The 22,700-nt window shown below is 65.7% G+C and carries 23 protein-coding genes and 1 pseudogene; 13 read left to right on the top strand and 11 right to left on the bottom strand.

The window, feature by feature from the left end; genetic code table 11:
• Nucleotides 1-7: 7 nt before the first annotated feature.
• From AB0I19_RS20670 to AB0I19_RS20690, 5 genes are read left to right on the top strand one after another with little or no spacing between them, the layout of a single operon-like run.
• Nucleotides 8-406, top strand: a complete 399-nt coding sequence (locus AB0I19_RS20670) for a hypothetical protein (RefSeq protein ID WP_357150586.1) — start codon at nt 8-10, stop codon at nt 404-406.
• A gap of 36 nt (nt 407-442) precedes the next feature.
• Nucleotides 443-994, top strand: coding sequence for a DUF3558 family protein (locus AB0I19_RS20675; protein WP_357150611.1), 552 nt, complete (start codon nt 443-445; stop codon nt 992-994).
• A 41-nt stretch (nt 995-1,035) separates the two neighbouring features.
• The gene (locus AB0I19_RS20680) at nt 1,036-1,353 is read left to right on the top strand and encodes a hypothetical protein (RefSeq protein WP_357150587.1); all 318 of its coding nucleotides are present in this window, start codon (nt 1,036-1,038) and stop codon (nt 1,351-1,353) included.
• Nucleotides 1,353-3,275, top strand: coding sequence for a hypothetical protein (locus tag AB0I19_RS20685; RefSeq protein ID WP_357150588.1), 1,923 nt, complete (start codon nt 1,353-1,355; stop codon nt 3,273-3,275). Before AB0I19_RS20680 ends, AB0I19_RS20685 begins: the two co-directional genes overlap by 1 nt.
• 49 nt (nt 3,276-3,324) lie before the next feature.
• The gene (locus AB0I19_RS20690) at nt 3,325-4,197 is read left to right on the top strand and encodes a hypothetical protein (protein ID WP_357150589.1); all 873 of its coding nucleotides are present in this window, start codon (nt 3,325-3,327) and stop codon (nt 4,195-4,197) included.
• A gap of 69 nt (nt 4,198-4,266) precedes the next feature.
• On the opposite strand, the gene AB0I19_RS20695 is transcribed toward AB0I19_RS20690, so the two are convergent.
• The 5 genes from AB0I19_RS20695 to AB0I19_RS20715 all read right to left on the bottom strand — a co-directional run bounded on the left by AB0I19_RS20695 (nt 4,267) and on the right by AB0I19_RS20715 (nt 8,883).
• Nucleotides 4,267-5,025, bottom strand: a complete 759-nt coding sequence (locus tag AB0I19_RS20695) for an NUMOD3 domain-containing DNA-binding protein (protein ID WP_357150590.1) — start codon at nt 5,023-5,025, stop codon at nt 4,267-4,269.
• Between the two features lie 28 nt (nt 5,026-5,053).
• A complete protein-coding gene (gene nrdE / locus AB0I19_RS20700; RefSeq protein ID WP_357150612.1) occupies nt 5,054-7,159 on the bottom strand; it encodes a class 1b ribonucleoside-diphosphate reductase subunit alpha in 2,106 nt (701 codons plus the stop codon).
• A gap of 38 nt (nt 7,160-7,197) precedes the next feature.
• Nucleotides 7,198-7,668 carry a class Ib ribonucleoside-diphosphate reductase assembly flavoprotein NrdI gene (gene nrdI, locus AB0I19_RS20705; RefSeq protein WP_067493091.1) on the bottom strand — a complete coding sequence of 157 codons (471 nt, stop codon included), beginning with the start codon at nt 7,666-7,668 and terminating at the stop codon, nt 7,198-7,200.
• Nucleotides 7,669-7,691: 23 nt separating this feature from the next.
• Nucleotides 7,692-7,925, bottom strand: coding sequence for a glutaredoxin-like protein NrdH (gene nrdH, locus AB0I19_RS20710; protein WP_067493089.1), 234 nt, complete (start codon nt 7,923-7,925; stop codon nt 7,692-7,694).
• A 388-nt stretch (nt 7,926-8,313) separates the two neighbouring features.
• Nucleotides 8,314-8,883 carry an NAD(P)H-dependent oxidoreductase gene (locus tag AB0I19_RS20715; protein ID WP_357150591.1) on the bottom strand — a complete coding sequence of 190 codons (570 nt, stop codon included), beginning with the start codon at nt 8,881-8,883 and terminating at the stop codon, nt 8,314-8,316.
• A 135-nt stretch (nt 8,884-9,018) separates the two neighbouring features.
• Between AB0I19_RS20715 and AB0I19_RS20720 the strand changes: the two genes are divergently transcribed.
• From AB0I19_RS20720 to AB0I19_RS20735, 4 genes are all read left to right on the top strand, one after another.
• Nucleotides 9,019-9,627, top strand: coding sequence for a TetR/AcrR family transcriptional regulator (locus tag AB0I19_RS20720; RefSeq protein ID WP_067637202.1), 609 nt, complete (start codon nt 9,019-9,021; stop codon nt 9,625-9,627).
• A gap of 6 nt (nt 9,628-9,633) precedes the next feature.
• Nucleotides 9,634-10,458: an ammonia-dependent NAD(+) synthetase gene (nadE, locus tag AB0I19_RS20725; RefSeq protein ID WP_357150592.1), complete on the top strand. Its 825-nt coding sequence runs from the start codon at nt 9,634-9,636 to the stop codon at nt 10,456-10,458.
• 419 nt (nt 10,459-10,877) lie between these two features.
• On the top strand, nt 10,878-11,423 hold the full coding sequence (locus AB0I19_RS20730) for a peroxidase-related enzyme (RefSeq protein WP_357150593.1): 546 nt from the start codon (nt 10,878-10,880) through the stop codon (nt 11,421-11,423).
• 94 nt (nt 11,424-11,517) lie between these two features.
• Nucleotides 11,518-12,399 carry an alpha/beta hydrolase gene (locus AB0I19_RS20735; RefSeq protein ID WP_357150594.1) on the top strand — a complete coding sequence of 294 codons (882 nt, stop codon included), beginning with the start codon at nt 11,518-11,520 and terminating at the stop codon, nt 12,397-12,399.
• Nucleotides 12,400-12,460: 61 nt separating this feature from the next.
• Here the strand turns inward: AB0I19_RS20735 and AB0I19_RS20740 are convergent, their stop codons facing one another.
• Together AB0I19_RS20740 and moaA are read right to left on the bottom strand one after the other, a co-directional pair.
• Nucleotides 12,461-12,703, bottom strand: a complete 243-nt coding sequence (locus tag AB0I19_RS20740) for a MoaD/ThiS family protein (RefSeq protein ID WP_067493080.1) — start codon at nt 12,701-12,703, stop codon at nt 12,461-12,463.
• Nucleotides 12,696-13,754: a GTP 3',8-cyclase MoaA gene (moaA, locus tag AB0I19_RS20745; RefSeq protein WP_356986516.1), complete on the bottom strand. Its 1,059-nt coding sequence runs from the start codon at nt 13,752-13,754 to the stop codon at nt 12,696-12,698. Before moaA ends, AB0I19_RS20740 begins: the two co-directional genes overlap by 8 nt.
• A 129-nt stretch (nt 13,755-13,883) precedes the next feature.
• Between moaA and glp the strand changes: the two genes are divergently transcribed.
• The 3 genes from glp to AB0I19_RS20760 are packed head-to-tail and all read left to right on the top strand — an operon-like array spanning nt 13,884 to nt 16,652.
• Nucleotides 13,884-15,089: a gephyrin-like molybdotransferase Glp gene (gene glp / locus AB0I19_RS20750; protein ID WP_357150595.1), complete on the top strand. Its 1,206-nt coding sequence runs from the start codon at nt 13,884-13,886 to the stop codon at nt 15,087-15,089.
• Complete coding sequence (gene moaCB / locus AB0I19_RS20755) at nt 15,086-16,228, top strand: bifunctional molybdenum cofactor biosynthesis protein MoaC/MoaB (RefSeq protein ID WP_357150596.1); 1,143 nt, start codon at nt 15,086-15,088, stop codon at nt 16,226-16,228. The genes glp and moaCB overlap by 4 nt, the downstream gene beginning before the upstream one ends.
• Entirely contained in the window at nt 16,221-16,652 is a 432-nt protein-coding gene (locus tag AB0I19_RS20760; protein ID WP_357150597.1) for a molybdenum cofactor biosynthesis protein MoaE, read from the top strand. Before moaCB ends, AB0I19_RS20760 begins: the two co-directional genes overlap by 8 nt.
• Here the strand turns inward: AB0I19_RS20760 and AB0I19_RS20765 are convergent.
• The 3 genes and pseudogenes from AB0I19_RS20765 to AB0I19_RS20775 form a co-directional block, all read right to left on the bottom strand.
• Nucleotides 16,649-17,686, bottom strand: a complete 1,038-nt coding sequence (locus AB0I19_RS20765; protein WP_357150598.1) for a CobW family GTP-binding protein — start codon at nt 17,684-17,686, stop codon at nt 16,649-16,651. The genes AB0I19_RS20760 and AB0I19_RS20765 overlap by 4 nt on opposite strands.
• A 1,083-nt stretch (nt 17,687-18,769) precedes the next feature.
• Nucleotides 18,770-19,549: pseudogene (locus AB0I19_RS20770) on the bottom strand (N-acetylmuramoyl-L-alanine amidase); the annotation flags it as partial.
• Nucleotides 19,550-19,716: 167 nt separating this feature from the next.
• On the bottom strand, nt 19,717-20,253 hold the full coding sequence (locus AB0I19_RS20775; protein WP_357150599.1) for a sigma-70 family RNA polymerase sigma factor: 537 nt from the start codon (nt 20,251-20,253) through the stop codon (nt 19,717-19,719).
• Between the two features lie 227 nt (nt 20,254-20,480).
• Between AB0I19_RS20775 and AB0I19_RS20780 the strand changes: the two genes are divergently transcribed.
• Nucleotides 20,481-21,434 (top strand): cation diffusion facilitator family transporter, encoded by a 954-nt coding sequence (locus tag AB0I19_RS20780; protein ID WP_357150600.1) that lies wholly within the window; start codon nt 20,481-20,483, stop codon nt 21,432-21,434.
• A gap of 461 nt (nt 21,435-21,895) precedes the next feature.
• Here the strand turns inward: AB0I19_RS20780 and AB0I19_RS20785 are convergent, their stop codons facing one another.
• Complete coding sequence (locus tag AB0I19_RS20785; protein ID WP_357150613.1) at nt 21,896-22,681, bottom strand: lipase family protein; 786 nt, start codon at nt 22,679-22,681, stop codon at nt 21,896-21,898.
• Between the last annotated feature and the right edge of the window lie 19 nt (nt 22,682-22,700).

A 22,700-nucleotide genomic window follows, 5' to 3' on the forward strand; every position in this document is an offset into this window, starting at 1 on the left:
GGCAGTCGTGGCTGACGACAACTTCAACACCATCAACTACGGCCAAGCCGAGATCGGTGCGTTCCTCAATCAAGTCTCCAACGGCGAGGTGCGGTTCGACAAAAACGAGGCGCTCGGCGTCGTTGCCGAATTGCAGACACTCATCGAAGGTGTGGGCGCATCTCGCGAGGAAATGGCGAACGGCGAGAGCATCGACGGATTCGGCACTCTCCCATCGGGAGTGGAGCTCGTTGCCGGTTTTCGCAACAAGGCTACGTTGGGACGCGACGCGTTCCGACAGTACATCGAAGCAATCATGCAGGTACAGGAGGGCGTTCTACGTGCCGCAAACGCGATCTCCGAAGCTGACGCGATCAACGCGCGTCGCCTGAAACTGTCCGCCGAAGCGCTACCGGAAGCGAGCTGAACATTGCATACAAGGCTCGCGTTCCTCGCCACAGTCTTGCTCGCCTCTGCGTGCGCACCGGGCGACCACCCCACTGATCCGCCAGCGGTCACCAGCGCACCCACGACAACCGCATCGATGGCGGTGCAGGTCAGTCCAGCACCCAAACAGGGCCGCCTGGTCACCGACCCGGTCGAGTGGGATCCGTGCTTTCAAGTACCCGATTCGGTCATTGAACAACTAGGTTTCGACCCCAAGACCAGACAGCGCGGCGACTGGTTCGACATCGAATACACATTCCTCGGATGCAAATTCGAACGACGCTCGGTCACCCTCGGGATGGACACTCGTGACGGAATTCTGAGAATAATGTCCGGAAGCATTTCCCTCGATCAGGTCAGAACAAAAGAAACTACCGAATTTTCAGTCAATATAGGATCACGCGACGGTGTTCGTTGGGACGATCACGAACATTGCACAGTCGCAATGACGGGGCCTGACGGCGTCATTTACGTATCTGTCGACAGTAGCGGCAACCTCTCGGGCTGGAGCGGCTGCGATCACCTCGAAGAACAATCGCGAGCAGTCGAATCCATCCTACCCAAGTAGTTTTGCCCAAATTTCGAACACACCAGGGAGGGACCGCCGACATGGCAGAGAAACTTACCGCTGATATTCCACAAATTCGCGCCCTCGTCGCCACCGTCGACGACGTCTCCAAGCAGATCGACGCTCTGGACGTCCGCACCCATGTCGCAGCGTTGGCGAACGCTTTCCCCGGCAGCGGCATCAGCGCCGCGTGCGCACAAGTGGGCGAGTTCACCGAAGGGGCGTGGCTACGAGTCGCCCAGCGCTTTCACGGAATATCCACCGCCATGACCGACTGCGCGAACAAAATCGACGCGACTGACGAGGACTTCAAAAAAGCGCTCGACACGATGCGCTTCAAGGCACTGGGGGTGAACTGATGCTGAAGATCTCCCTCCCACAAGTCGAGCAGTGGCAAGTGTGGTTGTTGAACGACTGGGCGACGACTATCGCCACCGCCAACACCGGCTTCGACTATCAACTCGGCCGGTCCGTCAACCACTTCCAGGACCTGCACGGATCATGGCAAGGCGCCGCGGCCGACGCCGCCTATAGCAAAATGGACGAGGAGAAGAACCAAGATCAGCGGCTGTCCACCCAGGTCAGCGAACTCGTCACCGAACTGCGAACCGGCGCGACCGGCCTCACGAGCGAACGAAGCTCGTTGCTCGGCAAGGTAGCCGACGCCCAAGACCTCCCGTTCACGGTCAACGGCCAAGCGGTCAAATTCTCCGTCACCGCGAACTGGACCGTCCTCGCCGACTACACCTCGATCACCGGACTCACCGCCGACATGGTGAAGGAAATCCAAACCGAGACTACATCGCGCCAAGGCCAGATCAACACGGCGTATTTCAGCTTCGCCAACGCTGCGGAAGCCTTCACTACGGCGATCAGCACCCACGCTACAGAAATCCGGTCCTGCGGAAACGTTCTCGGTAGCGGTATCGACATCGGTAGCTTCACCGAGTCGGGAGTGATGGGTGCATTGGGAATCCCCGGCCTGCTCTCCGGTGCGGCGTCGGGAGCGCCCACCCCGGCTGAAGCGGCGATGCTGCTCAACCAAGGCAAAGAAGTCCGGTTCACGATGCCTGACGGATCAACCAAAACCATCACCCCCAACGCCGACGGGACACTCACCGTCGCGCAGTCGGTGACCGGCGCCGACGGGTCCACAACCATCACCGCCAGCACCAACGGCGGCCCACCAACCACAACCGTCATGACACCCCGACCAGACGGTTCAGGAATCATCGACACCACCGTCACCGACCCCAACGGCGTCGTCCAACGAAGCCGCACCATCCCGACGGCCCAGGGGCGCAACGAAACCTACGCGGTGAACGCCGATGGATCCATCGGCGCGAAGTTGGCTGAGTCCTACCGAGCCGAAGACGGCGGAGTCGTTACCGATAGCTACAAAGACGGCGTGATCGACCGGCAGTGGAAGGGTCCCGACGGTTTCACCGCCAACGAACGGTACGTAATCGCGCCCGACGGGCAGCAAGTTCTCGTAGGAACCTCGAACTCGACGCAGATGAGTTCCGAACTGAAACCCGACGGCACCATCCACACCACCTTCCCCGACGGCCGGACGGCGGTCACCACCCAATTCGTCGACGGCAAAGTCCTCACCGAATTCTCCGACAAGTCTGTCCTTGCCTACGACCCGAGTACCGCAGCCGAAGGCGTTGCCAAACAGAGCCCGTGGGATGTCGTCAAATCATGGAGCGGTGGGCATGTCAACGGCTTCATCGACTCCACTGTGGGCACAGTCCAGACTCATCCCTGGGAAACCGTCGCCGGTATGGGAGCCTCTGCGGCGAGCGAAGGTGCCGGTCGATCGAGTGTGACGATGGCGGAGAAGGCAGCGGAGTTGTCAGGCATAGCCGCACAGAAACAGATAACCGCGTTCAACATGCTCGACGCGGGCACACCGGGTGCGGGACGTGCGGCGATCGAAGGACTCGACGCCTCAGCGGACGCAGCTTCGAAGGCAGGCGCCGCCAGCGCTGCGGGCACCGCCGCGAAAGTGCTTGGCTGGCCAGCCACAATTGGTGTCAATTCGTATATCAATTACCAAGATTGGCAAAACGGCAAACCCGCCGACGAAGCCGTCGCCAATGCGGTCGGCGGTACCGTAGGCGGCATGGGAGGTGCTTGGCTCGGCGGAGCAGCAGGCGCGGCTATTTGCGCGCCGACGGTCATAGCCACACCGCTGTGCGCGGCTGGCGGCGCCGCGCTTGGCGGGTTCCTCGGCGGATCGGCAGGAGCATACGTCGCCGAGCAGCCCTTCAAGTAAGAAGGTGCGAATTCTAAAGGTCCTGCTCGACCGACGGAGGCAGATAATCGTGAGCGAAACCCACCGAATCAAACATCCAACACTGCCACCGTGGCCAGATCAATGGGGCAGCGCCAGGCTGCAAAAGAACATGGTACTCGTATCCCTGTTCTCCGGCATCGGATTTGCCATCACACCATTCTACATTCGGTCCGCGTACCATGCTCACGACTACTCCACGATGACATACGGTTTCGCACTCGCGATAGTGGCTGCGCTGTTTTGCGCCTTCGGAATAGCGAATAGCCGCCCGCGCCGTTATTCATTAACCATGACCGCACTACTTGACCACGGCGACACAACCGGACTGCAAATTCAGGTTGCCCGGTGGCGCGCATATGCGATGTGGACGTTCTTCATAGTCGGCCTGACCTTTTTTCTGACCAGATGCGTCATCATTCTGCATGACTCCACAAGCGATCGCACATCGGACGTCCCGGGAGCAGGACTTGCGTCAGTTCAGTTAGCCACGTCGTTAATATTCGCGGGAATTTTCGCCGGACTTATCGTCTACATGCTCAATGCCCGTGGCCGAATCCACCTGCTACTTACACCAACCGGCATCACCTATCAAGACGGTAGGTCAAGAAAATCGCTAAAATGGTCGGATATCAACCATGTAAAAGCGGCATTTCCCAACAACATCGCAACGACCCGATTGATCGCTACGCGGGATTCAGCGATTGAGGTCGAGAGTCAGGGACTACTCGCGCGGCTGTCGCGAAAGACGTACGGATTCTTAGACATACCTGGTGGATTCACAATCGACCCGGCATCGCTCCTGTACACAATCGACTTCTACGCACGTCATCCCGAGCTTCGCGACGAGCTGAGCGGCACGGAATCGATCGACCGGATAGCGCGGGGCAATCTATTGTCATGAGCGGTTGCAGAGATAAATGAACTCGGCATGCAGCTGACGTAGTTCTGCATTTACTATTCGCCACCGCCCTCAGTGCTGCTGCGCCGCGTCTTCGACGCAGTACTGACAGGTTTCCTTGAACACGCCTTTGTTCGTGTGATGGCGAGTGTGAGCGTTTCGGCGGCTCGAGGGCATTGGTCGCCCCTTTCGGACTGCCGACATCTTTGCTCGGGTTTCGGCGCTCGCCGTTTTCCCGAAGTTGGGATTGCCGACACCCTTCCTCATCTCCGAGAGTCGGCGACGCGATTCTTCGGGCATCGCATGGCCGAATCGAGGATGGTCAGGGCCGTACTTTCCGAAGTTGGGATTGGCCTCGCCCTGGTACGTGCCTTTACGCTCGGCCGACCATTTCGCACGTTGCTCGGGCGTGTGAGTCCGTCCGAAAAAGGGCGCATCTTCACCAAACCGGCTCACTCCAGGGCGTCCGGTTGCCCGAATCCGCGCAGCTTCCCGCATTTCCGGGGTCCAGATCAAGCCAATGGGCCCGATACCACCTTCGGTCAGATTCAGGAGCGGCTGGCCTTCCTTCCTCAGATACGCAATCCAGTCGATCTCGGCGCGGCCCAGATTCTCCGGACTGTCAGCCCAATCCAGAACATCAGAAATCACCTCGTCATGGTCCTGCTTTCGCAACCAGTCGTAGAAAGGTGTCTTCCGCCCCGAACGGGCAACTTTGAAGTGCTCACGTAAACGGATAGGGGTCGGCTTCGTCGTAAGCCCGATATACCGGTAATCGTATTCGGTACGGAGACGCACGCCATAGATCACACCATCCGTGGTCTTACCCACCGACCCCTCCTAGTTATGGTCGACTGAACTACAACATGCAGCTGACACAGCCTTCCACGGCCGTACCCTCGAGCGCCATCTGCCGCAGGCGGATGTAGTACAGCGTCTTGATCCCCTTGCGCCAGGCATAGATCTGGGCCTTGTTCAGGTCGCGGGTGGTCGCCGTGTCTTTGAAGAACAAGGTCAGCGACAGGCCTTGGTCCACGTGCTGGGTGGCGGCGGCGTAGGTGTCGATGATCTTCTCGTAGCCGATCTCGTAGGCATCCTCGTAGTACTCGAGGTTGTCGTTGGTGAGGTACGGGGCCGGGTAGTAGACGCGGCCGATCTTGCCTTCCTTGCGGATCTCGATCTTCGACGCCACCGGGTGGATCGAGCTGGTGGAGTGGTTGATGTAGGAGATCGAGCCGGTCGGCGGCACCGCCTGCAGGTTCTGGTTGTAGATGCCGAATTCCTGCACCGAGGCCTTCAGCTCACGCCAGTCGTCCTGGGTGGGGATGCGCACGCCCGCGTCGGCGAAGAGCTGTGCGACCTTGTCGGTCTTGGGCTCCCACACCTGATCGGTGTACTTGTCGAAGTACTCACCGCTGGCGTACTTCGACTCGGCGAAGCCACCGAACGCGGTACCGCGCTCCTTGGCGATCAGGTTCGATGCCCGGATCGCGTGGTAGACCACGGTGTAGAAGTACATGTTGGTGAAGTCGATGCCCTCTTCGGACCCGTAGTGCACCCGCTCGCGCGCCAGGTACCCGTGCAGGTTCATCTGGCCGAGGCCGATGGCGTGCGACTCGTTGTTGCCCTGCTCGATCGAGGGCACCGAGTAGATGTGGGTCTGATCCGACACCGCGGTGAGCGCGCGGATCGAGGTCTCGATGGTCTGCCCGAAATCGGGTGAGTCCATCGCCTTGGCGATATTGAGCGAGCCGAGGTTGCAGGAGATGTCCTTGCCGACCTTGGAATACGAGAGGTCGTCGTTGAACTCCGACGGGGTGGAGACCTGCAGGATCTCCGAGCACAGGTTCGAGTGTGTGATCTTGCCCTTGATCGGGTTGGCCCGGTTCACCGTGTCCTCGAACATGATGTACGGGTAGCCCGACTCGAACTGCAGCTCGGCGATGGTCTGGAAGAACTCGCGCGCCTTGATCTTCGACTTGCGGATGCGCTTGTCGTCGACCATCTCGTAGTACTTCTCGGTGACGTCGATATCGGCGAACGGCTTGCCGTAGATGCGCTCGACGTCGTACGGCGAGAACAGGTACATGTCCTCGTTCTTCTTCGCCAGCTCGAAGGTGATGTCGGGGATCACCACGCCGAGCGAGAGGGTCTTGATGCGGATCTTCTCGTCGGCGTTCTCGCGCTTGGTGTCGAGGAAGCGGTAGATGTCGGGGTGGTGCGCGTGCAGGTACACCGCGCCCGCGCCCTGTCGCGCGCCCAGCTGGTTGGCGTAGGAGAACGAGTCTTCCAGGAGCTTCATGATCGGGATGACACCCGAGCTCTGGTTCTCGATCTTCTTGATCGGCGCGCCGTGCTCACGAATGTTGCTCAGCAGCAAGGCCACACCGCCGCCGCGCTTGGACAGCTGCAGCGCGGAGTTGATGGAGCGGCCGATGGACTCCATGTTGTCCTCGATGCGCAGCAGGAAGCAGGACACGGGCTCGCCGCGCTGCTTCTTGCCGGAGTTGAGGAAGGTGGGGGTGGCCGGCTGGAAACGGCCGTCGATGATCTCGTCGACCAGCTTGCTCGCCAGCGTCTCGTCGCCGGCGGCCAGGGTCAGCGCGACCATGCAGACACGGTCCTCGAACCGCTCGAGGTAGCGCTTACCGTCGAAAGTCTTGAGGGTGTAGGAGGTGTAGTACTTGAACGCGCCGAGGAAGGTGGGGAACCGGAACTTCTTGGCGTAGGCCTGCTGGAACAGCTGCTTGACGAAGCCGCGGCTGTACTGGTCGAGCACCTCGGGCTCGTAGTAGTTCTCCTTGACCAGATAGTCCAGCTTCTCGTCCAGGTTGTGGAAGAAGACGGTGTTCTGGTTGACGTGCTGCAAGAAGTACTGGTGCGCGGCCTCGCGGTCCTTGTCGAACTGGATCTCGCCGTCGGGGCCGTACAGGTTCAGCATGGCGTTGAGGGCGTGGTAGTCCATCACCTCGCCCGCGGCGTCGGGCCGCACCGCCGACCGCTCTAGACGGGCTGACTTGCCTGCCGGTGCTGTGGTTGCTGTTGCCAAAACAATCCCAATCCCTCTCGGACGCGCGCGACGTCCTCAGCGGTTCCCATCAGTTCGAAGCGATACAGGTACGGCACCCCGCATTTGCGCGAGATGACATCGCCTGCAGCACAGTAGGTTTCGCCGAAGTTCGTGTTACCGGCCGCGATCACACCGCGCAGCAGGGCACGGTTGTGCGGGTCGTTGAGGAACTTGGCGACCTGCCGCGGTACGAGGTCCTTGTCGGACCGTTGCTCACCCATGACGTGCCGACCACCACCGTAGGTGGGGGTGATCAGCACGTAGGGTTCGTCGACGCGCAGCGAATCAGCGGTGTGCAGTGGTAGTCGAGTAGCCGGGAGACCCAGCTTCTCGACGAAACGGTGAGTGTTCTCCGAAGCGCTGGAGAAGTAGACCAGCCCGCCCGGAGTCGTCCGTTCGGGCATCGCGGCTCCTTCCGAGCGAAGTCCTAGGCGGCCGCGACGGCGAGCGACTTGATGCGGTCGGGACGGAAGCCCGACCAGTGATCCTCGCCCGCGACGACGACGGGCGCCTGCAGGTAACCGAGCGCCATGACGTAGTCGCGCGCCTCGGCGTTCTCCGAGATGTCGATGACGTCGTACTCCACCCCGACCTTGTCGAGCGCCTTGTAGGTGGCATTGCACTGAACGCAAGCGGGCTTGGTGTACACGGTGACGGTCATTAGAGTCCCTCTCTCCTATGCCTGATCCACAGCCTGTGATCCGTATGCAGTGCACGAACGGTGATGCTGCGCAAACTCCTGGATCTGGCGAAGAAAGCCCTGCTCGTAACCCCTTCCCTTGGGCCCGATCAGTAGTGGCTTCACACCGTGTTCCAGTACCGAAGACACTACACCTAGTGGCCGACAGATGGGAACAACACAAGGGGTTGCGAGTCGCACAGATGTAATTTCCACCGGGTAAGTCCCAGGACGCACCGGCGGCGAGCAGCCGAAACAGTGGTTCAGATCACGATTTCGCCTACCGGCGAGTCTTCAGCAAACCGGCTCGACAACGAAAGAGCGCCGCATCGACCGTGTCGATGCGGCGCCCGTCGGGAGCGCTGTCAGCTTACGCGTTGACGAGTGTGCCGTTCGCGGCGGCGACCAGTTCGTGCACCGCGGCACCGAGCTGGGTCAGCGCCTCGGCGTCCTCGCTCGGGTGCACCTGGGCGAACCGCTCACCGATGGTGCCGAACCGCACGGTGGCCGACTCCACGACCACACCACCCGCGACGCCCACAGACTTCACCGCGTCGCCGTGCGCCCACTCGGCGGCACGCGCGCTGATCGAGGCACTCACCACGGCGACCGGCTTGTCCTTGATCGAACCGGCACCATAGGGACGCGAGGCCCAGTCGATGGCGTTCTTCAGCACGGCAGGCAGGGTGCCGTTGTACTCGGGCGTGACAAGCAGGACCGCGTCGGCGGCGGCCACGGCGTCGCGCAGCGCCTGCGCGGTAGCGGGCACGGAACCGGGGACATCGAGGTCCTCGTTGTAGAACGGGACCTCGGCGAGACCCTCGTAGATGGCGATGGCGACGTCCTCGGGCGCGGTCTGTGCGGCTGCCTCGGCGAGGCGGCGGTTGATCGAACCGGCGCGCAGGCTGCCGACCAGAGTAAGGATGCGGGTCTCGCTCATGACGACTCCTGGTGTACTCAGTGGAAAGATCCAAGTTTCATCCGACAATAACCGGACCGCGGTCCGAATACTTCCCCGGAGGGGCGTGTGAGCAGCGTGAGCTACAGCACACCGAGGTCGGACGAGCCCGGCGTGCTGCGGATCGGGCAACCGTCGTCCCTCAATGCCGAACCGGCCGAGCGCGCCGACGCGGCCCGCAATCGAGCCCTGCTGCTCGACGCGGCCCAGCAGCTGGTGCGCGAGCACGGCGTCGCCGGACTCACCATGGACGCGCTCGCCAAGCGCGCGGGCGTTGGCAAGGGCACGGTGTTCCGCCGCTTCGGCAATCGCTCCGGGCTGATGCTTGCCCTGCTCGACCACTCCGAACAGAAGTTCCAGACGGCGTTCATGTTCGGACCCGGCCCGCTCGGGCCCGAGGCCGAGCCGATCGACCGGCTGATCGCCTTCGGCCGAACCCGGCTGCTCGATATCGAACTCGAGGGCGATCTGCACCGCGCCGCCGAGGAGAAGGGCCGCTTCGGCGACGGCCCCTACGCACTGCACCGCGCCCACATCGTGCTGCTGCTGCGCGCGGCCGGGGTGCGCGGCGAGCTCGCCCTGATCGCCGACGGCCTGCTCGCCACGCTCTCGGCGGCGCTGGTCCTGCATCAGATGGAGGAGCTCGGCTACACCCGCGCACAGATCGGCGACAACTGGGAATGGTTCGTTCGCCGGGTTGTTTCGCCTGTCGCCCAAGTAGAGTGAGACGGCATGGGGACACTGCGTGAACAGATCATTGCCGAATTGGGCGTGCAGCCCGAGATCGAACCGAAGCAGGAGGTCCGCAGGCGCGTCGACTTCCTCAAGGAGTACCTGAGCACCACCCCCGCGAAGGGTTTCGTGCTCGGTATCAGCGGCGGGCAGGACAGCACCCTCGCCGGTCGGCTGTGCCAGCTGGCAGCCGAGGAGCTGCGTGCCGAGGGCAAGGACGCCACCTTCCTCGCGGTACGACTGCCCTACGGCGTGCAGGCCGACGAGCACGACGCGCAGGTCGCCCTGAACTTCATCGACCCCGACCGCTGCGTCGTCGTGAACGTGCGCCCCGGTGTCGACGCGGTGTCGGCCGAGGTGGCCGGGTCCATCGACCACGAGCGGCTACGCGACTTCGTGCGCGGCAATATCAAGGCACGCGAGCGGATGGTCGCCCAGTACGCACTGGCCGGGCAGGAGAACCTGCTGGTGGTCGGTACCGACCACGCCGCCGAGGCGGTCACCGGTTTCTTCACCAAGTACGGCGACGGCGGTGTCGACCTGACCCCCCTCACCGGCCTCGCCAAGCGTCAGGGTGCCGCGCTGCTGCAGGAACTCGGCGCGCCGCCGAGCACCTGGTCGAAGGTGCCGACCGCCGATCTCGAGGACGACCGCCCGGCCCTGCCCGACGAGGACGCGCTCGGTGTGCGCTACAGCGAGATCGACGACTACCTCGAGGGCAAGCAGGTGAGCGACGAGGTCGCCGAGCGCGTCGAATCGCTGTTCACCGCCACCCGTCACAAGCGCACCGTGCCGGTGACTCCCCTCGACACCTGGTGGCGCTAGACCGATAGACGATCGCGCCCGGGTACCGACGACGCTTTCCGGGCCGCACTCGACCAGAACGCCGTCTCGTTGGAGACGGTGGCCGATCGACTGACGATGAGCGCGCACTGTGCCGGGCGCGTTCAGCGCTGGCATGTGCTGTCCCCCTTGGCGGTTCGCGACGGGCTCGTCGCGAGCTGACCCGCGCGCGGACTCGACGCGCGGATGTCGCGTTCGGATCGCGTCATGGCGTATCGGGCAGGCGGGGCAGCGAGCTCTGGATTCATGGAGGTGAGCGGCGGCAGCCCGCGACTTCCGAAGAAACTTTCGCGGTTCGGGAATCAACTCGACCCTTCCTAACCTTTAAACTGTTGATTGACGGTTAGAAGGTCGTCTGTCGTCGCTCATCCCGAGTTCGTTCCAGAAGAAGAGGTTTCCTCATGTCTCGTCTGCCGCTCATCCAGTCCGACGCCGCCACCGGTAAAGCCGCCGACCTGCTCGCCGGGGTACAACAGGCCCTCGGCGTGACGCCGAACATGACAAGGGCGATGGTCAACAGCCCCGCCGTACTCGAGGCGTACCTCGCTTTCTCCGGCGCGCTGGCAGGCGGCGCGCTGTCGGCCGCGACCCGCGAGCGGATCGCGCTGCTGGTGGCCGAGGAGAACGGCTGTGACTACTGCCTGTCGGCGCACAGCTACATCGGTGCCAATATCGCGAAGCTCGACGCCGAGGAGATCGAGCGCAACCGCCACGGCCAGTCGTCGGACCCGAAAGCCGAGGCCGCGCTGACCTTCGCCGCGGCCGTGGTCCGCACCCGGGGCGGCGTCGAAGAGGCCGATATCAAGGCGGCCGAGGCCGCGGGTCTGACCGACGGTGAGATCACCGAGGTCATCGCCGGTGTCGCGCTGAATGTGTTCACCAACTACCTGAACAAGGCTGTCGACACCGATATCGACTGGCCGGTGGTGCGCCACCACCAGCACTGACCCGAATTCGCCGGGCCTCGCTCACGAGCGAAGCCCGGCGGAGACCACCTTCGAGTTCAGACGTATGAGTTCTTTTCCCGTGAAAGGGTTTACGGTGATCGAGATTCCTGTGATCGCACATCGATTCGTCGAGGTCGACGGCGTGCGCGTCTTCTACCGTGAGACCGGCCCGCGCGACGCGCCGACGCTGCTACTGCTGCACGGCTTCCCCTCGGCCTCGCACCAGTTCCGCCGGTTGATGGATGCCCTCGGCGGCCGGTACCACCTCATCGCCCCGGACTACCCAGGCTTCGGGCACACCTCGGCTCCCGAGGATTTCGCCTATTCGTTCGACCGCCTGGCGGATATCACCGAAGGCTTCCTCGAAGCCCTCGGCCTGCACCGCTTCATCATGTACGTCTTCGATTTCGGTGGGCCGGTGGGCTTCCGGATCGCCGAGCGTCATCCGGACTGGATCGCCGGACTGATCGTGCAGAACGCCAACGCCTACACCGATGGCCTGTCCGACGGCGCCCGCGATTTCATCGCGCTCACCCCGGAAACCCCCGGATCACGCGACATGATCGGCGAGCTGCTGACCTTGGACGGCACCCGGGGTCAGTACGAAACCGGTGTCTCCGACCCGCAGGTGCTCGACCCGGACGCCTGGACCCTGGACCAGCACTTCCTCGACGCGCCCGGACGGAAACAGGCGCAGCTCACGCTGGCCTTCGACTACCACAGCAACCTCGAGCGCTATGACGCCTGGCAGCTCTGGCTGCGGACGCACACACCACCCACCCTGATCCTCTGGGGCCGGCACGACCCGTTCTTCCCCGAGCCCGGCGCCCACGCCTACCTCGCAGACGTGCCGCAGGCCGAACTGCACCTGTTCGACACCGGCCATTTCGCCCTGGAGACCCACCTGCCGGAAATCGCCCCGCGCATCGCGGATTTCGCCGACCGCGTCTGGGACACCGGCCGGACCGATCGCTGAGACCGATCGTGCCTCGCCGCGACCTTCCAGGCGGTGGTTCCAATCTTGCGCTGGACCGGGTTCAGCCGCCGGCGAAAGGGGGGAGGACGTCTACGCGGTCGCGGAGCATGGCCGCGGGGTCGCGGGTGAGTTCGTCGCCGATCAGGAAGGCGCAGACCCTGACCAAGGTGTCCACCTCGGCACCGTAGGTGGTGGCGAGGGTGGTGCGTAGGTCGGCGACGGTGGCGCCGTCGGGGAGGTCGAGTGTCTCGGTGTTCTTGCCGACCGCGTCGGCGATGGCGGCGAAATAGCGGACCTCAACCACCGATGGCTCCCATCGTGCGTTCCGGGGGGACGAAACCTGCGGCGTCGATGCCGTGACCTGCCCACTTCTGCCACATCGCGCCGCGCCACAGTTCGGCGACCTCGGCGTCGTCGGCGCCGGCCCGCAGGGCGGTGCGCACGTCGAACTCCTGGTCGCTGAACAGGCACGAGCGCAGCATGCCGTCGGCGGTGAGCCGGGTGCGGTCGCAGGCGTCGCAGAACTTGCGGGTCACCGTCGCGATGATGCCGACGGTCGCGGGGCCGCCGTCGACCAGCCACTTCTCCGCGGGCGCCGAGGGGTCGGCGCGGCCTGCGGGCGTGAGGGTGAAGCGGGTGCCGAGCACGTCGAGCAGGTCGGCGGCGGTCACCATCTGTTCGCGCGCCCACTCGTGGTCGGCGTCGAGCGGCATTTCCTCGATGAAGCGCAGTTCGCATTCCTCGGCGAGGCACCAGGCCAGCAGGTCGGCGGCGCCGGCGAGGTTGTCGCGCATGAGCACGGCGTTCACCTTCACCGGTGCGAGGCCCGCGTCGCGGGCGGCGCGGATGCCGTTGAGGACCGATTCGAGGCGGTCGCGGCGGGTCAGGCGGGCGAAGTCGAGCCGGTCGACGGTGTCGAGGGAGACGTTCACCCTGGTCAGGCCGGCGTCGGCGAGGGCACGCACCCGATGTTCGAGGCCGACACCGTTGGTGGTCATCGCCAGCGGCGTGTCGGGAACGGCAGCGTGGCAGCCCGCGATGATCTGCTCGAGTTCACGGCGCATCAGCGGTTCGCCACCCGTGAAGCGCACCTCGCGCACCCCGAGTTCCTTCACGGCGAGGGAGACCAGCCGCACGATCTCGTCGGCGGTGAGCAGTTCCTCGCGCGGGATCGGCGGCAGGCCCTCCTCGGGCATGCAGTACGTGCAGCGCAGCGAACACTTCTCGGTGATGGAGACGCGCAGGTCACGGGCGACGCGGCCGAATCGGTCGACCAGCAGCGGCGTCTCGGGCCTGCCGTCGAGTGACGGCCGCTCCGAGCGCACAGCGGGGATCCCCATCTCGACCAGCGTCATTCCTCCAGTATGACCCGTCGGGGCCGTCACATCGGGTCCGGTGCGGCGATTCGTTGCTCACCGCTAGAGCTGGGAAAGAGTGAGCAACACGATCGAACCGGGTACCGCGACGACGATTAGGCTGGGCACATGACTCACCGGCCCGCCACCGCGTCGGCGCGCAGCGTGGACGAGTACCGCGACACCGTTGCCGCGCTGCTGGCCCCCCTCGCCGACCGCGCCCCCGAACAGGTGCCGGTCCCCGACGCCCTCGGGCGCGTGCTCGCCGCCGATGTGAACTCCCCGATCGATCTGCCGGTCTTCCGTAATTCGGCGATGGACGGGTACGCGGTGCGGGCCGCGGATGTGGCCGTCACGCCGGTGACGCTGCCGGTCGCGGGTGTAGTGGCCGCCGGTAGGCCCGGCACCGAGGTACTGCCCGAGGGCGCGGCGATGAAGGTGATGACAGGTGCGCCGCTGCCGCCGGGCGCGGACTGCGTCGTCCCGGTGGAGGACGTGCAGGCGGGCACCGACCGCATCGTCGTCGAACGCGGCCGGGCACGTGGGGAATTCGTGCGCGAGGCAGGCACCGATGTGCGGGTGGGTGAGCTGGTCGCCCGGGCGGGCACGGTGCTCGCGCCGCGTCATATCGCCGCGCTGGCCGCCGTCGGGCTGCCGAGCGTGCCGGTGCTGTCGCGGTTGCGTGCGGTGTGCCTGACCACCGGCGACGAGCTGCGACCGGCCGGTTCGGTGCTGGCACCCGGCCAGATCTACAACTCGAACGGGATCGGCCTCGCCGCCGCCCTGCGCGCCGACGGCGTCGACGTGCTCGAGATCGCCCACAGCACCGACGACGCGACCGTCTTCGCCCAGGTGCTGCGGTCGGCCGTCGCGAAGGCCGACGTGGTGTTCACCTCCGGTGGGGTGTCCAAGGGGGACTTCGAGGTGGTCAAAGAGGTGCTGGCACCGCTGGGCGGGACGTTCGGTTCCGTCGCGGTGCAGCCGGGTGGACCGCAGGGGTACACGGTGGTCGACGGTGTGCCCGTGCTGAGTTTCCCGGGCAATCCGGTGAGCACGATGGTTTCCTACACGGTCTTCGCGCGGCCGGTGATCCGGGCGCTCGCCGGACTGCCCGCCCCCGCCAGCCGCGAGCTGCCCCTGCTCACCCCGGTCCGCTCCCCCGCGGGCAAACGTCAGTTCCTGCGCGGACTGACCAGCGACGACGGCGTGGAGGTCGTGTCCGGGCCAGGCTCGCATCTCATCGCGGGTATGGCCTGGGCCGATGCGCTCGTCGACATTCCCGCCGAGGTCACCACGCTCGCCGCCGGTGCCACTGTGCGAATCTTGATGCTATGAGCGAGTTGTCGCACGTCGACCGCGAAGGTCGCGCCCGCATGGTCGATGTGAGTGCCAAGCCCGACACCACCCGGATCGCCGTCGCCGCAGGCGAATTGCAGACCACGGCCGAAGTCGTGCGCCTGGTCCGTGCCGACGGCATGCCCAAGGCCGACGTGCTGTCCACCGCCCGGCTCGCCGGAATCGCCGGTGCCAAAAAGACTTCCGAGCTGATCCCGCTGTGTCATCAGCTGGCGCTGTCGTCGGTGAAGGTGGAGTTCGGGTTCACCGAGACGAGCATCACCATCGAGGCGAGCGCCAAGACCACCGGGCCGACCGGAGTGGAGATGGAGGCGCTCACCGCCGTCGCCGTGGCAGGACTCACCCTGCACGACATGGTGAAGGCGGTGGATCCGGCGGCGGTGCTGAACGGGGTGCGGCTGGTCACCAAAGAGGGTGGCAAGCACGGACATTGGGTGCGGCCTGAGGCGCGGCCGGCGTCGACCGAGGCCGCGGAGGCTCCGGCCGTCGCCGGATCCGGCGGCACTGTGGGCATCTCGCAGGCAGCTGGCTCCGTCGCCCCTGCCCCTGATGCTGCGGTCGGCGTCTCGGAATCGCCGGATGCCGCCGAATCACGTTCGGCCGTCGCTGATTCTCGGCACGCCATGAACAGTGCCCCCGCCGGGTCTCGTAGTGCCGCTGTCGTGGTCGCGTCTACTGGCGCGGCGGCTGGGACACGCGTCGACACCACCGGTCCTGTGCTCGCCGAATGGCTTGCCGCGCAAGGTTTTTCCGTGCGTGGTCCGCTCGTCTACGCGGACGCCGACATCGCGGCAGGCTTGGCCGACGCACTGACCGGGGCGCCGTCGCTGGTAATCACTACCGGTGGTACTGGTGCCTCGCCGACCGACGCCACCCCCGAAGCGACACGGGCCGTGCTCGATCGGGAGCTGCCCGGGGTGGCCGATGCCATCCGGCAGCGTGGGACGGCGAAATTCCCGCTCGCGGCGCTGAGCCGCGGGGTCGCGGGCCTGGTCGGGAGCACCGTTGTGGTGAACCTGCCCGGTTCGCCCGGCGGGGTGAAGGACGGCATTGCCGTGCTGGAGCCGCTGCTGGATCATCTGCTCGCGCAAGTAGCCGGAGGCGGCAATCATGAATGACAAGGGCACGGTCGCGCTGGCCGCGATCAGTGACCGCGATCTCGATCCCGCCGCCGTCGAAAATGCCGTGGACGGACCGGAATTCGGCGCCGTGGTGGTGTTCACCGGCAAGGTCCGCAATCACGATGGTGGCCAGGCGGTTTCGTCGCTCGAGTACTCCGCACACCCGCAGGCCGAACGGTTCCTCCACGCGGTGTGCGCCGAAGTCGCCACGGCCAGTGGACTTCCCGTCGCCGCCGCCCATCGGGTCGGTGCGCTCGACATCGGTGGCCTGGCGATCGTGGTCGCCGTCGCCGCACCGCACCGGGCCGAGGCGTTCACCGTATGCCACGAGCTCGTCGACCGGATCAAGCACGAAGTGCCCATCTGGAAGCGGCAACTGTTCGCCGACGGACTCTCGGAATGGGTCAACGCCTGCGGTTAGACCATGCTCGGGGTGTAGCGCCAGATACCGAGCATCGCCTGGTCGTCCAGGGGTGAGTCTCCCTCGAAGACGGTGGCGCGCAAGCGTTCCAGGGCCGCGTCCGCGTCGAGGCCCGCGCCGATGAGTACCAGGCTCGACACCCGCTGCTCACCCCGCGCCCAGGTGCCCGGGGTGAACGTCACGTGGCGGCCGACCAGGTGCATCTCGAATTTGCGCCGCTCGCCCTCCACGGCGAAGGCCACGCATCCTTTGGCGCGGAACAGGCCGTGCGGCGGGTTCTCCAGGAAATCCACCAGGGCACGAGGATTCAGCGGGCGCTCGCTGGTGAACGACACCGAGACGTAGTCGTCGTGGAAGTGGCGGTGGTCGGGATCGTCGTGGTCGTGGTCGTCGAGCAGGGCGTCGAAGCTCAACTGCTGCGCCACTTTCGGCTCTTCGCGGGTGCGCTCGTCGAACAGCAGACCCGGGTCGACCCGGCCGTGCGTGGTCGCGTAGACGGGTACCTGATCGACCCACTTGGTGATCTGCGCACGCAGGGCCGTGAGTGCCTCGGGGGTGACGCGATCGGCCTTGTTCACCAGCACCAGGTCGGCCAGTTTCAGGTGCGATATCAACTCCGGGTGCCGGTTGCTCGTTTCGCCGAACTGTTCGGCATCGACCACCTCGACCAGTCCGCCGTAGCCGATGCGCGGATTCGGATTCGCCACGACCATCCGGATCAGATTGCGCGGTTCGGCCAGCCCGCTGGCCTCGACCACGATCACATCCACCGCACTGCGCGGCTGCGCCAGCTGCGCGAACAGATCGTCGAGCTCGGACACGTCGACCGCGCAGCACACGCACCCGTTTCCCAGCGACACCATGGCATCGACCTGCCCCGCGACCAGCATCGCGTCGATGTTCACCGCCCCGAAGTCGTTGACCACCACTCCGATCCGGGTTCCCCGGTTGTTGCGCAACAGATAGTTCAGCAGAGTCGTCTTCCCCGACCCCAGAAACCCAGCAACGATCACCACAGGAATCACGGCACCCATGGTGCCATCCCGCCGCTGCGCTCCACTCTCACCGCCCATCCACCGAGCCCCTCCCATGCCCTGGACGCGCGATCACCACGCTCTGGGGGCGGCATCGACCGGGCGTCGACCGCCAGCAGAGCGTGGTGATCTTGAACGAAGGGTTTCGGAGGTCTACTTCGTCGGACCGAAGACGACGCCGGCGAGGGTGTAGGCCAGGTTGATGAGCTGATTGGTGATGACGCTGTTGTCCATGCCGAGGGACTGCGCCATGGGCATCAGCATGTTCATCACCGTGAGGACCGGGCCGCCGAGGGAACTGCTCAGCGACGTGATGTCGGGAACCGATTCCTCCTGGTAAGGCTGGGCCTTCGGGGCGGCACCGCCGCGTTCCCTCGGGGTGGGAGCCGGTGCGGCCGGCGGGCGGGCATTGGCACCGGGTGCGGTGCGGGCGGGGGCGTACGGCAGCGGCGCCGGGTCAGCGATCGGGGCCCGGGCCGGTGCGCGCGCGGGGGCGGGGGCTGCCGGGGTGGTGGAATCGCTGGACGGTTCCTCCACGGGCGCCGGGTTCTGACCGGATTCGTCGCCGGCCGCACCGTTCTCCGGCGAGCCCTGGGCGGGTGCGCCTGCCGCGCCCGGCTCGGGCGCGGACCCCGACCCGTTCGCCCCGGCTTCCGGCCCCGCACCGTTTCCGGTCGCGTCCGATTCAGGTGCCGACCCCTCGCCGACACCGCCGGACTCGGGTCCTGACGCAGCACCCTCACCAACTCCGCCGGACTCGGGTTCCGACGCCGCACCGGGCGCGGACCCCTGGCCGACTCCGCCGCCGGACTCGGGTGCCGATCCCGGCCCGGTCCCGTCGGACTCCGGCACCGATCCCTGACCCGACTCACCCGCAGCACCGGGCGCGGACTTGCTGGTAGACGGCGCGCCCCGGCGCGGCGAAGTCGTATCGGACTGACCCGGCTTCTCGGTCGTCGAGTCCGTCGCCGCACCCGGCTCGGGCTCTTGCCCGGGCGTGGGAACCGGGGTCGCCACCGGCGCGCGTCCCGGAATCGGCTTGGGTGCCAACGCCAGGGCAGGCGCGGGCCCGATCGGTTTGTTCAGCAGATAGCCGACCAATCCGGTCGTGATGGCCACCGCGTGCTGCAGCCGTCCCTCGCGCGATTCGAGCAGCGCCGCGTCCTCGGCATTGGCGCCGTTGCCCATCTCCACGAAAACGAGCGGTACCCGGGTCAGCGCGGGCCCGGCCACGTCGGCGCGGGTCTGCAGCCCGTTGTTCGCACCGCCATAGGTCGCGGGCGGAATCCCGGCCGCGACATAGGCGTCGCGCACCGCGCTCGACGCGGCGAGCCCGGCTCGCGATTGGGCCTGCTCGACGGCCGGATCGGGCACCGGGAGCTGCGGCAGGATGAGGTGGAAGCCTCGCTGGTCGGCGGGTGCGCTGTCGGCGTGGATGCTCACCGCCACCTCGGCACCGGATTCGTTCGCGGCGCGGGCGCGGTCGTCCACGCAGCCGCCCCATCCGGCGTCGTCGGCGCGGCTGAGCACCACTTCGGCACCGAGTGCCTGTAGCGAGGTCTTCACCAGCTGCGCCACTTCCCAGTTGATGGTGTGCTCGGGGACGCCGCCCAGCGACGTCATGCCGGTGGTCTGGCAGTCCTTGGTTCCGCCTCGGCCGTTGTCGACCTGGCGGGTGAGATCTTCCGCGTGGGCCGGACCCTGATGACCCGGGTCGAGGAAGATCGTCTTCCCGGCGAGCTGATCGCCCTGCGCTGGTTCGGGGGCGGCGTGGGCGGTCACGGGCAGCAGCCCGGACAGCGACACCACGACCGCGGCGGAGACTGTGGAGCAGAGACCGGCCTTGATGATGTCTGGTTTCATGTTCGGTCGGCGCTCCGGAACGGAGCACCCCTCCCTTCCCATTGGTAACACCAAACCCAGTAGTTAACTCTTGCCACGTGTACAACGACAGGGCAAGCGCCGTTACCGAACTGCAATAGGCCGATAATCGCTGGTCAGGTGCCCAGATGGGCGATTTCCCGAGTGCGTCAGGCAACCTCCGGCAACTGCCGCAAGGAGCGGAGCGCGTAGTGCACGCGGGTCTTCACCGTGCCGACGGGAACCCCGAAATCCTCGGCCACTTCCCGGTATCCGCGATCACGCAGAATCACCTCCACCACGGCCGCGCGCTGAGGTTCGGGCAACCGGGCGAGCAGTTCGTCGACGAGCAGACCGTCGACGAGCCCGTCGGCGAAATCCGGCCTGCCGCAGGGCACCAGCTCGGCGAGGTCGTCGAAACCCACATCGATCGGGCGCACGGCACGAGCCCGCACGATATCGACGACCACATTGCGCTCGATCGCCAGCAGCCACGTGCGCACGCTGCCCTTGCGCGCGTCGAAGTCGGCGCACGCGCGCCACCCGCGCAGCAAGGTCTCCTGTACGGCATGCTCGGCCAGCCCGCGATCGCCGAGGCTGCGCATGGCCCGCCAGTGCAGCAGGCCGCGATCGGTGGCCAGCACGTCGGCCAGCCCGTCCCTGGTACACAGTCGCGCGCAGTGCGCGTTACAGAAGTTCTCCGCCATACCGGGTTATCGCGGCCGGACCGCCCGATGACAACGCCTTAAGCGACTCTTCAGGATCCTGCTGGTGCCGTGCCGGAAAGTAGTTCCTGCGAGCCCGGCCGGGCCTGCTCCAGGAGGGGGGAGCAGGGCTGCCGGGCTCGCTCCGTTCCCGGGCAACGAAGGAATTGCATACATAGCGATTCGTGCATATGATTGCGCCGTTCGGTTCACCGGAGAGGGGAAATCGCATGGGCGCAGGACACGGGCACGACCACGGGGTGTCGGCCGACAGCGACAAACGCTGGCTGGCAGGCGCGCTGGCCCTGATCGTCACGTTCCTGATCGGCGAGGTCATCGTCGGTATCGTCGCCGATTCGCTGGCACTGCTGTCCGATGCCGCGCATATGACCACCGACGCCGCGTCCATCGCGCTGGCACTGTGGGCGATCCGGTTGGCCGCGCGCCCGCCGAAGGGACGGATGACATTCGGCTGGAAGCGGGTGGAGATCCTGTCCGCCCAGGCAAACGGTCTCACCCTGCTCCTGCTCGCGCTGTGGCTCGGTTACGAGGCGATCCGCAGGCTGTTCGAGCCGCCGGAAGTACACGGCGGCCTCGTGCTCGTCACCGCACTGGTCGGCGTGGCCGTGAATGTGCTCGCCACCTGGATGATCAGTCGCGCCGATCGGACGAGCCTCAATATCGAGGGCGCCTACCAGCACATCCTCAATGACCTGTTCGCGTTCATCGCCACCGCCGTCGCGGGTGTGGTCATCATCCTGACGGGCTGGGCACGCGCCGATATCGTCGCCACCCTGATCGTGGTCGCGCTGATGATCAAGGCGGGTGTCGGCCTGATCCGCGCGTCGAGCCGCATCTTCCTCGAGGCCGCCCCCGACTACCTCGATCCCGCGCAGATCGACACCGACATCCGCGCCCGCGACGGCGTGGTCGGCGTGCACGATCTGCACATCTGGGAGATCACCTCCGGCTCCCCCGCCCTGTCGGCGCACATCCTGGTGCAGCCGGGCCGCGACTGCCACGCGGTGCGCGAAGACGTGGCGCACATGCTCGACCACGATCACCACATCAGCCACGTCACCCTGCAGGTCGACCACGCCACCCCGGAGGTGCTCGCGATCGGCAACCGGCAGAGCAGCACCTGCGGCGACACCCACACGACCGAAGCGCCGCACACGCACTGACCCCGAACGCGAGAATGCCCCACACCGGAAGGTGCGGGGCATTCTCGTGGCCGACGTTCCCGTCGACCCGGCCGTCACCGGCCGAAAGCGCTGACGAATCAGCCGCCGAAGGAGCCGGTCCACAGGGTGTCGACCAGACCGTGCAGAGCAGCACCCAGGGTGTCGAAAAGACCGTTCAGGGCGGCGCTACCGGTGTCGATGATAACGGGGATCATAAATACTCCTCTGTTTCTCATGCTCCAGCCGAGGCTGGCTTACGAATGGCATATCGACCCCCGAACGCCGCGAGTTACGCAAATTACGGATTAGTGACAGCCGTTACAGTAACCCGGTTTCACCTATCATCACCTGCGGTTATAGGTGCGACAGCGTGTTACTTAAAATTGCATGAGAACTTTCTGAGAGTTATTCATTCACCTTTTGTGTTTAGAGCTCGGCGCACGCGGGAAAGGTGCGGAGAATTAGCTGATACGTAATACTCCTCTTTCTTCGGGCACCAGCGGCGAGGACTGCGCGGCCGACGCCGACGGGGCATCGGCCACACCGATCGACCGGCCGGCGACCATGGTCAACACGACCTGCAGGAACTCCAGGTGCTTGCGCACCGCACGCACGGAACGGGCCACCGAGGTCACCGTCTCCGTCCCGGTCTCGGTCTGCGTGCCCGCGAAGCGGTCGGCGAGCCAGTCGAGGACGACCGGGACGACGAGGAACTCCAGCGGCAGATGGGAACCGTTGCGGATGCGCAGGTACCGCACGGTCGCTCCGGCCCGCTCGTAGCGCCGGACATGCGCGTCGATGTCGGCGATCGCGATCACCTCGTCGCGCACGCCCTGCACCACGAGCAGCGGGGCGGCCGGGGCCGTGCCGCCGGGCTCGATGTCGGTGAGAACGCGGCGCAGCACCGGTTCGGCGAGCAGTTCCGCGATGCCGCCGCGCAGGTGGCGGGCGACATCGCGGCGGGCGAACCGCAGCAACAGCGCGAAGGTACTGCGTTGTTCGGCCTCACCGAGCAGGGCGCGGAACCGCGTGTCGAAGTGGTCTTCCAGCACGGGGACCAGCTCCGGGTAGGCGCGGCGCAGACCGGCGACGAAGGCGGCGGGGAATCCGGCGAACCAGCCACCGTTGAGCCGGACGAACGCCGCCGCCGGGTCACCCACGGGCGACCCGGCACCTACGAAGCCCTGCGCAAATGCGACCTCACCATCCAGGTGAGCACCAAACTCAACCGCAGCCACCTCGTGCACGGCACCGAAGCCCTGATTC

The organism is Nocardia sp. NPDC050413, assembly GCF_040655475.1.
Taxonomy (GTDB): Bacteria; Actinomycetota; Actinomycetes; order Mycobacteriales; family Mycobacteriaceae; genus Nocardia; species Nocardia coubleae.

Coding starts and splice junctions, on each gene's coding strand:
- AB0I19_RS20680 (WP_357150587.1), top strand. CDS start 1,036: ATGGCAGAGAAACTTACCGCTGATATTCCACAAATTCGCGCCCTCGTC.
- AB0I19_RS20685 (WP_357150588.1), top strand. CDS start 1,353: ATGCTGAAGATCTCCCTCCCACAAGTCGAGCAGTGGCAAGTGTGGTTG.
- nrdE (WP_357150612.1), bottom strand. CDS start 7,159: ATGGACTACCACGCCCTCAACGCCATGCTGAACCTGTACGGCCCCGAC.
- nrdI (WP_067493091.1), bottom strand. CDS start 7,668: ATGCCCGAACGGACGACTCCGGGCGGGCTGGTCTACTTCTCCAGCGCT.
- nrdH (WP_067493089.1), bottom strand. CDS start 7,925: ATGACCGTCACCGTGTACACCAAGCCCGCTTGCGTTCAGTGCAATGCC.
- AB0I19_RS20715 (WP_357150591.1), bottom strand. CDS start 8,883: ATGAGCGAGACCCGCATCCTTACTCTGGTCGGCAGCCTGCGCGCCGGT.
- nadE (WP_357150592.1), top strand. CDS start 9,634: ATGGGGACACTGCGTGAACAGATCATTGCCGAATTGGGCGTGCAGCCC.
- AB0I19_RS20730 (WP_357150593.1), top strand. CDS start 10,878: ATGTCTCGTCTGCCGCTCATCCAGTCCGACGCCGCCACCGGTAAAGCC.
- moaA (WP_356986516.1), bottom strand. CDS start 13,754: ATGACGCTGGTCGAGATGGGGATCCCCGCTGTGCGCTCGGAGCGGCCG.
- glp (WP_357150595.1), top strand. CDS start 13,884: ATGACTCACCGGCCCGCCACCGCGTCGGCGCGCAGCGTGGACGAGTAC.
- moaCB (WP_357150596.1), top strand. CDS start 15,086: ATGAGCGAGTTGTCGCACGTCGACCGCGAAGGTCGCGCCCGCATGGTC.
- AB0I19_RS20760 (WP_357150597.1), top strand. CDS start 16,221: ATGAATGACAAGGGCACGGTCGCGCTGGCCGCGATCAGTGACCGCGAT.
- AB0I19_RS20765 (WP_357150598.1), bottom strand. CDS start 17,686: ATGGGTGCCGTGATTCCTGTGGTGATCGTTGCTGGGTTTCTGGGGTCG.
- AB0I19_RS20775 (WP_357150599.1), bottom strand. CDS start 20,253: ATGGCGGAGAACTTCTGTAACGCGCACTGCGCGCGACTGTGTACCAGG.
- AB0I19_RS20780 (WP_357150600.1), top strand. CDS start 20,481: ATGGGCGCAGGACACGGGCACGACCACGGGGTGTCGGCCGACAGCGAC.